Origin of the sequence: Shinella sp. M27 (assembly GCF_049199905.1) — a bacterium.
Classification (GTDB): Bacteria; Pseudomonadota; Alphaproteobacteria; order Rhizobiales; family Rhizobiaceae; genus Shinella.
Window position 1 is genome coordinate 1 of record NZ_JBLZPK010000060.1, and the last position, 12026, is coordinate 12026.

General features: G+C 64.1%; 14 protein-coding genes. 8 read left to right on the forward strand and 6 right to left on the reverse strand.

Annotated features, from left to right (window positions below):
- Nucleotides 1-115: 115 nt before the first annotated feature.
- Both ACOZK4_RS22005 and ACOZK4_RS22010 read left to right on the forward strand, forming a co-directional pair.
- Complete coding sequence (locus tag ACOZK4_RS22005) at nt 116-1939, forward strand: ABC transporter transmembrane domain-containing protein (RefSeq protein ID WP_421593805.1); 1824 nt, start codon at nt 116-118, stop codon at nt 1937-1939.
- Between the two features lie 112 nt (nt 1940-2051).
- The gene (locus ACOZK4_RS22010) at nt 2052-3011 is read left to right on the forward strand and encodes a Bug family tripartite tricarboxylate transporter substrate binding protein (RefSeq protein ID WP_421594144.1); all 960 of its coding nucleotides are present in this window, start codon (nt 2052-2054) and stop codon (nt 3009-3011) included.
- A 98-nt stretch (nt 3012-3109) separates the two neighbouring features.
- Here the strand turns inward: ACOZK4_RS22010 and ACOZK4_RS22015 are convergent, their stop codons facing one another.
- The 5 genes from ACOZK4_RS22015 to ACOZK4_RS22035 form a co-directional block, all read right to left on the reverse strand.
- A complete protein-coding gene (locus ACOZK4_RS22015; protein WP_421593806.1) occupies nt 3110-4141 on the reverse strand; it encodes a peptidoglycan -binding protein in 1032 nt (343 codons plus the stop codon).
- A 2-nt stretch (nt 4142-4143) separates the two neighbouring features.
- Nucleotides 4144-5226 carry a flagellar motor protein MotA gene (locus ACOZK4_RS22020; protein WP_421593808.1) on the reverse strand — a complete coding sequence of 361 codons (1083 nt, stop codon included), beginning with the start codon at nt 5224-5226 and terminating at the stop codon, nt 4144-4146.
- 112 nt (nt 5227-5338) lie between these two features.
- Nucleotides 5339-6139, reverse strand: a complete 801-nt coding sequence (locus ACOZK4_RS22025) for an inositol monophosphatase family protein (RefSeq protein WP_421593810.1) — start codon at nt 6137-6139, stop codon at nt 5339-5341.
- Between the two features lie 183 nt (nt 6140-6322).
- The gene (locus ACOZK4_RS22030; RefSeq protein ID WP_421593811.1) at nt 6323-7462 is read right to left on the reverse strand and encodes a tetratricopeptide repeat protein; all 1140 of its coding nucleotides are present in this window, start codon (nt 7460-7462) and stop codon (nt 6323-6325) included.
- A gap of 9 nt (nt 7463-7471) precedes the next feature.
- Complete coding sequence (locus ACOZK4_RS22035; RefSeq protein WP_421593813.1) at nt 7472-8125, reverse strand: thiamine phosphate synthase; 654 nt, start codon at nt 8123-8125, stop codon at nt 7472-7474.
- 93 nt (nt 8126-8218) lie between these two features.
- On the opposite strand from ACOZK4_RS22035, the gene ACOZK4_RS22040 reads away from it, so the two are divergent.
- Nucleotides 8219-8989, forward strand: a complete 771-nt coding sequence (locus tag ACOZK4_RS22040) for a sulfite exporter TauE/SafE family protein (protein WP_421593815.1) — start codon at nt 8219-8221, stop codon at nt 8987-8989.
- Between the two features lie 61 nt (nt 8990-9050).
- Nucleotides 9051-9311 carry an ArsR/SmtB family transcription factor gene (locus ACOZK4_RS22045; RefSeq protein WP_117370534.1) on the forward strand — a complete coding sequence of 87 codons (261 nt, stop codon included), beginning with the start codon at nt 9051-9053 and terminating at the stop codon, nt 9309-9311.
- Between the two features lie 187 nt (nt 9312-9498).
- Here the strand turns inward: ACOZK4_RS22045 and ACOZK4_RS22050 are convergent, their stop codons facing one another.
- Entirely contained in the window at nt 9499-9672 is a 174-nt protein-coding gene (locus tag ACOZK4_RS22050) for a YdcH family protein (RefSeq protein WP_313521975.1), read from the reverse strand.
- Nucleotides 9673-9888: 216 nt separating this feature from the next.
- Here ACOZK4_RS22050 and ACOZK4_RS22055 point away from each other — a divergent pair, with 216 nt between their 5' ends.
- From ACOZK4_RS22055 to ykgO, 4 genes are all read left to right on the forward strand, one after another.
- Nucleotides 9889-10092, forward strand: coding sequence for a YdcH family protein (locus tag ACOZK4_RS22055; RefSeq protein WP_313521973.1), 204 nt, complete (start codon nt 9889-9891; stop codon nt 10090-10092).
- Nucleotides 10093-10143: 51 nt separating this feature from the next.
- Nucleotides 10144-10611, forward strand: coding sequence for a 5-(carboxyamino)imidazole ribonucleotide mutase (purE, locus tag ACOZK4_RS22060; RefSeq protein ID WP_313522087.1), 468 nt, complete (start codon nt 10144-10146; stop codon nt 10609-10611).
- On the forward strand, nt 10608-11690 hold the full coding sequence (locus ACOZK4_RS22065) for a 5-(carboxyamino)imidazole ribonucleotide synthase (RefSeq protein ID WP_421593817.1): 1083 nt from the start codon (nt 10608-10610) through the stop codon (nt 11688-11690). Before purE ends, ACOZK4_RS22065 begins: the two co-directional genes overlap by 4 nt.
- A gap of 146 nt (nt 11691-11836) precedes the next feature.
- On the forward strand, nt 11837-11962 hold the full coding sequence (ykgO, locus tag ACOZK4_RS22070) for a type B 50S ribosomal protein L36 (RefSeq protein WP_024271182.1): 126 nt from the start codon (nt 11837-11839) through the stop codon (nt 11960-11962).
- The last annotated feature ends 64 nt before the right edge of the window (nt 11963-12026 follow it).

A 12026-nucleotide genomic window follows, 5' to 3' on the forward strand; every position in this document is an offset into this window, starting at 1 on the left:
CCGCGGCCGGTCGGACCTGCGGCTTCCCAATTCGATGGCGAGCCTATACATGAAGGCCGTCTGGATAACAAGAGCCGAAAGACAATTCGTGCCGCAAGGCGCTGGAAACGGGGGTATGGTGTCCACAGAGACAGAGCACGCTGCGCAGGAAAAGCCCGCACGCAGGAACATTCGTCCGCTCGGAAGGCTCACTCCCTATATCAGCCGCTATCGAGGCCTCGTCTGCGGCGCGCTTGTGGCGCTTGTCATGGCCGCCGTCACGACACTGGTCCTGCCGGTCGCCGTGCGCCGCATGATCGACCACGGTTTTTCGGGTGCGGATGCCGGCTTCATCAACACCTATTTCACGATGCTCTTCGTACTGGCAGGCCTGCTCGCGCTGGCAAGCGCCATGCGCTACTACTTCGTCATCACGCTCGGTGAGCGCATCGTCGCCGATCTCCGGCGCGAGGTCTTCGCCCATGTGACGCGGCTGTCGCCCGCCTTCTTCGACGTCAACCAATCCGGCGAGATCGTCTCGCGGCTGACGGCCGATACGACGCAGATCAAGTCCGCCGTCGGCGCAACCGCCTCCGTCGCCCTGCGCAATCTCATCCTGTGTCTCGGCGCCATCGCCATGATGGTCTATACCAGCCCCAAGCTGTCCAGCCTCGTCATCGGCGCCATCCCGGTCATCGTCTTCCCGCTCGTCGCCTTCGGCCGCTCCGTGCGCCGCCGCTCGCGCGAGGCGCAGGACACGCTGGCAGCCGCCTCCGCCTATGCCGGCGAAGCGATCGGCGCGACGCGCACGCTACAAGCCTTCAACGCGGAAGAAGCCGCACGCGCCCGCTTCTTCGGTGCCGTCGAAAGCGCCTATGAGGCCGCCCGCTCCGCCATCCGCGCCCGTTCGCTGCTGACCGGTTTTGCCATCGCCATGATCTTCGGCTCGGTCGTCGCCGTACTCTGGTTCGGCGCACAGGACGTGCTGTCGGGCACGATCTCGGCCGGCACGCTCGGCCAGTTCCTGCTCTACGCCGTCTTCGCCGCCGGCAGCCTGGGCGCACTCTCCGAAGTCTGGGGCGAACTTTCGCAGGCCGCCGGTGCCGCCGAGCGCCTCACCGAGCTGCTCGCCGAAAAGCCCGGCATCGCAGCCCCCGCCAATCCGGTCGCCCTGCCCGTACCGTCGCGCGGCGAACTCGCCTTCGAGGATGTACACTTCTCCTATCCAGCGCGTCCGGGCTACCGCAGCATCAACGGCCTGTCCTTTGCCGTGAAGCAGGGCGAGACCGTCGCCGTCGTCGGCCCGTCGGGCGCCGGCAAGAGCACGATCCTGTCGCTGGTGGAGCGGTTCTACGATCCCGATTCCGGCACCGTGCGGCTCGACGGCGTGGACCTGCGCACCACCGACCCGGAGGAACTGCGCCGCCGCATCGCGCTGGTGCCGCAGGATGTCACCATCTTCGCCGCGACCATCCGCGACAACATCGCCTTCGGCATGCAAAACGTGAGCGACGAGGCGATCCGCGCCGCCGCCCGCGCCGCGCAGGCGGAAGAGTTCATCACCCGCCTCGATAAGGGTTACGACACCATGGTCGGCGAGCGCGGCGTGACGCTGTCGGGCGGCCAGCGCCAGCGCATCGCCATTGCCCGCGCCATCCTCAAGGACGCGCCGCTGCTGCTGCTCGACGAAGCGACCTCGGCGCTTGATGCCGAGAGCGAAACGCTGGTGCAGACGGCACTGGATGGCCAGATGGGCAAGCGCACGACGATCGTCATCGCCCACCGCCTCGCGACCGTGCTGAAAGCCGACCGCATCCTCGTCATGGAGGCGGGCCGGATCGTCGAAGAGGGCACGCATCAGTCGCTGATCCGGGAGGGCGGCCTCTATGCCCGCCTCGCCCGGTTGCAGTTCGATCATGGCGGCCAGGCTTTCCTCGGCGAGGATCGCGCGGCAGGCTGATCCGGCCTGCCCTTGTCACGGAGATCAAGCGCCCTATCCTGAGGTGTCGGACACAACGTCACCCTGGGAGGAGACCACCGTGGCATTTTCGACGATCACCCGCCGGACCCTGATGGCGCTCGGCGCCACCGCACTCGCCGCGCTGACGCTGGGCACACCCGCCGCCGCCCAGCAGTTTCCGGACCGCACCATCACGCTCGTCGTGCCCTTCGCAGCCGGCGGCTCGACGGATGTGGTGGCCCGCATCATCGCGCAGAAGATGTCGGAAAACATCGGCCAGCAGATCATCGTCGAGAATGTTGGCGGCGCCGGTGGCAGCCTGGGGGCAGATCGCGTGGCGCGGGCGGAGCCGGACGGCTACACGATCCTGATGGCGACCGTCGCCACCCACGCGCTGAACCCGCTGATCCTGAAGACCAAGCCCTATGACGCGGAAAAGGATTTCGCGCCTGTTTCGTTGCTCGTCATCGTGCCGAACGTGCTGGTGGTCAATCCCGAACTGCCGGCCAAGAATGTCGAGGAACTGCTCGCTTTGCTGAAGGCCGATCCGGAGGGCTACAGCTATGCCTCCTCCGGCAATGGCACGCCGCTGCATCTCTCCGGCGAACTCTTCAAGTCGATGGCCGGCGTCGAGATGCAGCATGTGCCCTACAAGGGCTCCGGCCCGGCGCTGAACGACGTGATCGGCAACCAGATCCCCATCATGTTCGACAACCTGCCCTCCTCCTCCGGCCATATCAAGGCCGGCACGCTGCGCGCGCTCGCCGTCACCACGAAGGAACGCGCCGCCTCCTTCCCGGATGTTCCGACCATCGCCGAATCCGGCATTCCCGGCTACGAGACCTATACGTGGAATGCGCTCTTCGCGCCGGCCGGCACACCGAAGGAGGTCGTCGCCAAGCTCAACGAAGCCGCCAACACCGCCCTGAAAGACCCTGCCGTCATCGAGCGCATGAAGGAGTTCAGCGCCACCATCGTCGGTTCCACCCCGGAAGAACTCGGCAAACACGTGACGGCCGAACTCGCCAAATGGAAGCCTGTCGTCGAAGGCGCGAAGATCCAGATGGATTGAAGAGCGTCAGGCCGGGGCCTCAGGCGCCAGCCGCCCTGCCAGCGATGCGCCCGGAAAACAGGCAGTCGCCGAGGAACGTGCCCTCCAGCGCACGAAGACTATTTCTCGGTGAGCTTCAACTCGATTCGACGATTGGTCGCCTTTGCCGCATCGTCGTTGCCCTCGGCAATCGGCTGGAACTCGCCGAAGCCCGCCGCGACGAGGCGGTTGGCCGGCACGCCATTGGCGATGAGGAATTTCACCACCGATGTCGCGCGGGCGGAAGAGAGCTCCCAGTTGTCGCGGTAACGACCGGTGCCCGACAGCGGCACGTTGTCGGTATGGCCATCGACGCGCAGCACCCAGTTGATCTCGGCGGGGATTTCCTTGGCAAGGTCGAGCAAGGCTGCGGCAAGCTTCTTCATCTCGGCCTGCCCGGCCTCGTTCAACTCGTTGCCGCCGGAGGGGAAGAGAACTTCCGACTGGAAGACGAAGCGGTCGCCGACGATGCGGATGTTTTCCCGATCGGAGAGGATTTCACGCAGCCGGCCGAAGAAGTCGGAACGGTAGCGGTTCAGTTCCTGCACGCGCTGCGCCAGCGCGACATTGAGGCGGCGGCCGAGATCGGCGATCTTCGTCTGCGAGGACTTGTCCTTGGCTTCGGAAGCCTGGAGCGCTTCCTCCACGGCAGCGATCTGGCTGCGCAGCGCGGCGATCTGCTGGTTGAGCAATTCGATCTGGCTTGCGGCCCGCGCGCTCACCTGTTTTTCCGAGTCCAGCTCGCCTTCCAGCGTCGTCACGCGGGCATTGGCCGCGTCTGAAGCGCCAGAACCGCTGTCCAGCAATTGCTGAAGGCGCGTGCGGTCGCTTTCGGACTGGGCGAGCGAGGCCTGGAGGTTGGCGAGCGCGTCTTCCAGATCCTGCTTGCCGCTCTTTTCGAGCGCCAGAAGCTGCGTCAGCTCGTTGATCTGGCTGGTCAAACGGTTCAGCACGTCGTCCTTGCCGGAGATTTCGCGGCTCAGGAAGAACTGCGCCAGCACGAAGACCGTGAGCAGGAACATGATGGCAAGCAGCAGCGTCGAGAGCGCATCGACGAAGCCCGGCCAGTAATCGACCGTGCGCTGGCTGCGCCGGTTGCGGGCGAGCGCCATCTCTATTCGCCCCCGGCCTTGTGGGCCTTCTCGGTCGTGCGTTCGGGCAATTTTTCGACGGAGCGCTCACCCGAGCGCGCGGCAAGCCGGTCGAGCGTGCGGCGCAACGCCTTCGCCTCCTCCTGCTGCGCCTCGATCCAGTCGCGCAGCATCTGCTGCTCGCTGCGCATGTTCTTCACGAGGCCCTGAATACCCTCGGCAAGGCTCGCCATAGCTGCCGTCGAGCGATGGCCACCGCCGCCCTCCTGCTGCGCGAGTTTCAGGATCTGCTCGGCGAGCGCCTGTACGTCCGAGGACGACGTCGCAAGTTCAGCGGATGGTTGAACCTCGGAACCGACATCCGTCACGGATGACAGCCAGTTTTCCAGCTCCGTGTAGAAGCGGTTCTGCGCGCGTCCGGCCTGCAGGTCGAGGAAGCCGAGAATGAGCGAGGAAGAAAGACCGAAAAGCGAGGTCGAGAAGGCGGTGCCCATGCCTTCCAGCGGGGCGGAAAGGCCTTGCTTCAGCGCCGTCAGAATGTCGTTCGCCGTCCCGCCGCCGGCATCCAGCGACTGGATGACCGCGCTGATCGAGCCGATCGTGCCGAGCAGACCCCAGAAGGTGCCGAGCAGGCCGAGGAAGACGAGGAGGCCGATCAGGTAGCGCGATGTATCGCGCGATTCGTCGAGGCGCGTGGCGATGGAATCGAGGATCGAGCGCAGCGTGGCGGTCGACAGCGCCAGCGAATGGCGCCGGCCGATCAAGGCGCGCATCGGCGCCAGCAACACGGGATCGCGCCCGACCTTTTCCGCGCTGCCAGCCGCGCGGAACGAATTGAACCAGCGCACTTCGGGCCGGATCGACAGCACATGATTGAAAACCAGCAGGATGCCGATCAGGAGCACGCCGAGGATTAAGCCGTTAAGGCCGGGATTGGAGAGAAACGCCGTCTGTGCCTGGCGGAAGAGGATGGCGGCCACGAAGCCGACGATGATGAGGAAGATCACCATCGTCCAGAAGAACGCCATGGGGCTCGAAAGTTTGTGCGGGTAGTCGTCCCCGGTCTCGGACGACCCTCCCCAGCCCGATAGCGCCAGCTTAGCCATGTAGTCGCATCTCCGCTTTCTCGTCGCGGCGGAGACTAGAGGAAGATTGTGTGGAATTGAAGGGCTTAGCGGCAACAGCGGCGGTTTGATACGCCGCGGTCCTCAGCCCGCCTCAGCGTGTCGGCACCGGACGGTGCAGCACGTCGCGCAGCGCCTTGTGGATATATTCGTTGCCGGCAACCACCTCACCGGCATTGAACATGTCATTGCCGCCGTCGAAGTCGGTCGCATAACCGCCGGCTTCGCGAATCAGCAGCATGCCGGCCGCCATGTCCCATTCCGCCAGATCGCGCTCCCAGAAGCCGTCGAAACGGCCGGCGGCGACATAGGCGAGATCGAGCGCGGTGGAGCCGAGACGGCGAATGCCGGCGACTTCGCCCATCACATGGCGCAGCTCGACAAGAAACTTGCCGTGGTTGCCGTTGCCAAGATGCGGCACGCTGCAACCGATGACGCAATCCGACAGGGCCTTGCGGGCCGCCACGCGCAGGCGACGATCGTTGAGGAAGGCGCCGCCGCCGCGCTCGGCGGTGAAGAGTTCGTCCGTCGCCGCATTGAGGACGACGGCGGCCACGATCTCGCCATTGCGCTCCAGCGCGATCGTGCTCGCAAAGGCCGGAATGCCGTGCAGGAAATTGGTCGTGCCGTCGAGCGCGTTGACGATCCAGCGATGCGCACCGTCGGTGCCGATGACTTCTTCGGCTTCGTCGCTGAGGAAGCCATAGGTCGGGCGAGCCTTCATCAGCTCTTCGCGGACGATCTTCTCGGCCTTGCGGTGAGCCTGCGCGACATATTCGGCCGGGCCCTTGAGCGAAACCTGGAGGTTCTGCACTTCGCCGAAATCACGCGAGAGCGACTTGCCGGCCTTGAAGGCGGCCTGAACCATAACGTTGAGAAGAGCTGAACGAGCCATGAAATGAATGTCCTTCGGGAATGTCCGGCGCATCGGGACGGCGAAAGCCGCGGCGCGCAAATGCACGGGGACCGGATGTGCGGGCTTCAAGACCACAAATCCCGCGAAGTTTCAAGCCTTCAGCCCCTGCATGGGCTGCAATGCAGGGTGTACGATCGTGCAACAGGGTAAATACGGGACGCGTTACGAGCCCGAGCGGTACTTGTTGGCCGCCGTGATCGCCGCCTTTTGCTGCTGATCCGTCAGGCCGAGATAGAAATCCTCGAGCGAGGGATCGTTCAGCCCGGCGCGCCGCGCCAGCACGAACCACTTGCCCGCCTCGACCGGATCGGGCCGCGTGCCGATGGCGTGGATATAGAGCTGCGCAAGCTTGCTCTGGGCGACGACATTGCCGCCATCGGCGGCGCGCTTCAGCCATTTGAAGCCGGTATCGTAGTCGCGGTCGCCCGCCGTGCCGTTCACCAGCCACATGCCGAGATCGAGCTGGGCCGTGTCGAAACCGGCGCGGGCAGCGCGCAGCAACCATTCGCGGGCGCGCTTCGTCTTCTCTTCCGGCAGGTCCTTCAGGTTCACGTAGATCTGTGCCACGGCATATTGCGCATCAGCGATGCCCTGCTCGGCGGACTTCTCGTAATAGGGCAGCGCGTCATGCAGCCCCTTGTCACCCGGACTGTCGGCCACCAGCACCTGTGCATAGTTGAACTGCGCGGAAGCATTGCCGAGATCGGCCGATTTCTTCATCAGCTCGTCGGCCTTCTTGCGATCTTCCGGCGACGCCGAGCGTTCCATGAGAAGGATCGCATATTTGAACATGCCGGTCGGATCGCCGCCATTGGCGGCCTGCTCATACCAGAACAGCGCCTGCTTGCGATCGCGCTTCACCCCGAGGCCCCGGTCGAGAATTTCGGCGACCAGGGTCTGCGCGGCGGGATCGCCGAGCTGGGCGCGCGGCAGGGCAAGCTCCATCGCCGTCAGATAACGGCCGCGCTGGAAGGCGCCATAGGCATCGTCCACCTTGCCGGCAAACGGCTTTTCAGCAGGGAGCGCCGGCAGGTCGGCCCCCATGCGGTCGAGCACCGAGAGGCCGGTGGACGGACCGTCAATTGGCTTCTTCTCTTCCTTCTTCACCTCGGGCTGCTCGTCGAGGGCGGCCGGCTTCACCTCTCCAGCGGGCTCCCTTTCGTCCGTCTTCGCATCACCGGCGGTGACGGAGGGCCCCTTCTTGGCCGTCTCGGCAAGGGACGGCGCGGCAACGAAAACGCCCGTGGCGAAAAACGCCACCGGCGCGATACGGCAAGCTTTTGAAAGAAGGGCCCTGATCATGAGCGCCTACTATTGCTCAAACCGTGGCGCTTTTTCGTCAAGAAGAGCGTTGACCGCAGCAATCACATGCGGCGCCTGCGCAGGGTCGGCAAAGACCGCCTTGTCGAGCGCCACGAACTCCGCGCCGGTCTCGGCAACGGCAAGGGCTGACTCAGGATCGCTGCCGCCGAGCACGATGCAAGGAATTTCCACCATCGACGCCCACCATTCGGCGAGCGCCAGGTTCTTCGGATGCGCCTCCGGCTTGATGTCCCCGCCGATCTTGCCGAAGAAGATATAGTCCGGCTGGATATCGCCGATCTCCAGCGCCTTGTGGCGATCCGTGGCATTGCCACCGCCGACGATGAGCTTCGGCGTGAATTTTTCGACGGCCTCGCTGAACTCCTCAAGCCCGCCGGTGACATGGATGCCGTCGGCCTTCGCCCGGCCGGCCACGCGCGTGTCGCCGGCGATGAGCGCGGCGGCACCGGCGTCCTGGACGATCTCGACCAGCGCTTCCGCATGTTTCTGGAACACGCCGTCATCGAGCCCGTATTGCGGGATGATCACCGAAGCGACATCGCCGCCTTTCAGCGCGCTTTCCAGCATAGCGGCACGCGCGGAAAGGTCCTCGCCTTCGGGAAGGATCAGGACGAGACGGCAGCGTTTATCGGCGTTGGACATGGATAGGCACTTTCTTTGAATTGCGGCACTCTGGTCTCGTCATAACAGATCAAAGCGGATAGACGGAAGGACGAACAGGATCAATCGTCTTCCATGTCCATCGACCCCTCGATTTATTACGCCGCCATCCCCGCCGTGCTGCTGGTCGGCCTGACGAAGGGCGGCATGGGCGAGGCCCTGGCCCTGATGGGCGTACCCTTGCTGGCGATGGCCGTGCCGCCGGTACAGGCCGCCGCCATCCTCCTGCCGATCCTCGTGGTGATGGACTGCGTGTCGCTCTGGATCTGGCGCGAACACAACAATCGCATGCTCCTGAAGATGCTGCTGCCCGGCGCACTCATCGGCATCGCCATCGGCTGGGCGACCTCGGCCTATGTGCCGCGCGATGCACTGCGCCTCATCATCGGCCTCATCACTGTGCTCTTCGTGCTGCGCTACTTCTACAACAATTGGCGCGTCCGCCACGGCTATGTCATCGAGCCGAAGCCGCACCGCCTCGTCCCCGCCGCCTTCTTCGGCACGCTCTCCGGCTATGGCAGCTTCGTGGCCCATGCCGGCGGCGCACCGTTCCAGGTCTACGGCCTGCCGCTGAAGCTGCCGCCGCGCGACTACACCGGGGCGGCCGTCCGCTTCTTCGCCATTCTCAATTTCATCAAGCTCGGCCCGTATTTCGCGCTCGGGCAGCTCGATACGACGAACCTCACCATCTCGGCGACGCTCGTGCCGCTCGCCATCGTCGCCACCGCTTTCGGCGGTTTCATGGTCAAGCGCATGAAGCCGGATGTCTTCTATCCCTTCATGTATTCCATGGCGCTGATCGCCGGCCTGAAGCTCGTCTATGACGGCGTGCTGGCCTTTCTCTGACGACTACTTCGCACCGCACAAAATACTTGCCGCACATGCTGCTTTGCCATAGCGTTCGGCCATGGCGCACCCGGACCCCTTTGCTGCGATTGCCGATCCCAACCGCAGGTTCCTGCTGGAGGAACTGCGGCGTGCGCCGCGCACGGTCAACGAACTCTCCGAAGGTCTGCCGATCAGCCGTCCGGCAGTTTCCCAGCACCTCAAGGCGCTGCTCGATTCCAACCTGGTCAGTGTTAAGGCCGAGGGCACGAAGCGCATTTACGCCATCAACGCCAAGGGCTTCGACAGGCTCAATCTCTGGCTCGATCAGTTCTGGTCGTAAGCCCTGCTGTCCCATTTCGAAATAGAACGCCCCGGCAGATCCTCCGATCTGCCGGGGCGTCACGACGTCTATCATTTCGTTTTCGGAAGCGGTTTCGCGAAATGGGCTCCTACCCCGGTCCTCCCATACGGACCATCTGTTCCGCGACGTGCCTCCCTATAATTCCTTTGGAAAAATCCCTGTCGTTTCAGTGAGCTGTGGAGCGAATGCGCTCGATCTCATCCTTGATGCGCAGCTTGCGACGCTTGATGTCTGCAATCGTCTCATCGCCCGAGGAGGGCTGCTTGATCGCAGCATGCAGCTCTTCTTCAAGAGCGAAATGCTTCTTTTCGAGCGTAGCCAGATGGGCCTCAATCGTCATGTGACAGTTCCTTCCTTTTGCTTGCACCCGGCCACTTGCGTGCCGGATGATCCAGGTTGCAACAAAGTCAGTGTGCCATGTCATTTTTCATTTGTCGAAGGCGAAAACGTGGCAAGGGATAACTTCCCGTTACCGGGGCTTTCGTGATAGGAGCAGGCTTATACAGACTGGGACAGGCGGTCGAACCGCTGTTTCCGACGACGGGGAATAGAGAGCATGGCAGACCAGGAACAGGCTGAAATGCGGCTTGCCGCCGCACGGCTTCGCCAGGAACACGAAGACTACGATACCGCGATCAACGCCATGATCCAGGTCGGCTGCGAAGCGCTCAAGATCCAGCGCATGAAGAAGAAGAAGCTGATCTTGAAGGACAAGCTTTCCAAGCTGGAAGACCAAATCATTCCCGATATCATCGCCTGAACCGGACGAGACGCCTTGGACACCACCGAAACGCCCCCCGTCGCCATCATCATGGGAAGCCAGTCCGACTGGGAGACGATGAAGAACGCCGCCGACACGCTGGATGCGCTCGGCGTCGACTATGAAGCCCGCATCATTTCGGCGCACCGTACGCCCGACAGGCTCTACAGCTTCGCGCGCGGCGCCAAGGCGGAAGGCTTCAAGATCATCATCGCCGGTGCCGGCGGTGCGGCCCATCTGCCCGGCATGGCGGCAGCCATGACGCCGCTGCCGGTCTTCGGCGTACCGGTCCAGTCGAAGGCACTCTCCGGCCAGGACAGCCTTCTCTCCATCGTGCAGATGCCGGCCGGCATTCCCGTCGGCACGCTGGCCATCGGCCGTGCAGGCGCGGTCAATGCGGCGCTGCTGGCCGTCGCCGTGCTCGCGCTCAACGATCCCGAACTTGCCCATCGCCTCGACGAGTGGCGCGAGAACCAGTCCAGCGCCATTGCCGAGTATCCCGTGGACGGCCCGCTATGAGCGCCCGCACCATCGGCATCATCGGCGGCGGCCAGCTCGGCCGCATGCTGGCCATGGCGGCCGCGCGCCTCAACCTGCGCACCGTCATCCTCGAGCCGCAGGCCGATTGTCCGGCAGCCCAGGTCGCCAACGCCCAGATCGTTGCCGCCTATGACGATCCGGAAGCCCTCGCCGAGCTTGCCCGCGTCTGCGACGTCGTGACCTACGAATTCGAAAACGTCCCCGTGGCTGCGGCGGCCGCGCTTGCGGCGGCCGTCCCTGTCTATCCGCCGCCGCGCGCGCTGGAAGTCTCGCAGGACCGTCTCGTCGAAAAGAGCTTCATTCGCGACTGCGGCATCCTCACCGCCGATTTCGCCGCCGTCGACAGTCAGGCCGACCTCGAGGCGGCGCTCGACCGCTTCGGCGGCGTCGGCGTGCTGAAGACCCGCCGTCTCGGTTATGACGGCAAGGGTCAGCGGCTCTTCCGCTCGCCGGCCGAAAGCCGCGAAGGCGCCTTCGAGGCGCTGGGCGGCGTGCCGCTCATCCTCGAAAGCCTCGTGCCCTTCGAGCGCGAGGTCTCCATCATCGCCGCGCGTGACCGCGACGGCACCATCGCCTGCTACGACCCGGCTGAGAACGTCCATCTCAACGGTATCCTGCACACCTCGACGCTGCCGGCTAACATCGGCGAGACGACGGCGGACCAGGCCCGCAAGGCGGCGCGCGCCATTCTCGACAGCCTCGGCTATGTCGGCGTCATCGGCGTGGAATTCTTCGTGCTGGCGGATGGCGGCCTCGTCGCTAACGAGATTGCGCCGCGCGTGCACAATTCCGGTCACTGGACGGAGGCGGCCTGCGTCGTCTCGCAATTCGAGCAGCATATCCGCGCCGTTGCAGGCCACACGCTCGGCGATCCACGCCGCCATTCAGACTGCGTGATGCAGAATCTGATCGGCGATGACATCGATGACGTGCCGGCCTGGCTTGCCAAGCCCGGCGTGCTCGTCCACCTCTACGGCAAGACGGAAGCCCGTCCGGGCCGCAAGATGGGGCATATTACCCAGCTTTTCGACCGAGACGGGCTGGAAAACCGGCCTTGAGGGCGGAAAACCCATCGCCCGTGGTTGACAGCGCAAATGTCACGGGTTACATGCCTGCCCAACGTGAAAGCGCGCCCGAAACGGCGCGTTTTTGATTGAAGAAATCCGGCGAACTCGTGTCGCCCTGCAATACGCGGATCGAAAACATGAAGATCAAGAATTCGCTCAAGTCGCTCAAGGCTCGCCACCGCGAAAACCGCCTTGTTCGCCGCAAGGGCCGCATCTACATCATCAACAAGCAGAACCCGCGCTTCAAGGCTCGTCAGGGCTGATACGGCGTCGCGGTTGCCTGTCCTGACTGTAGGACAGTGTTGATCGAGAAATACAAATTGAAGT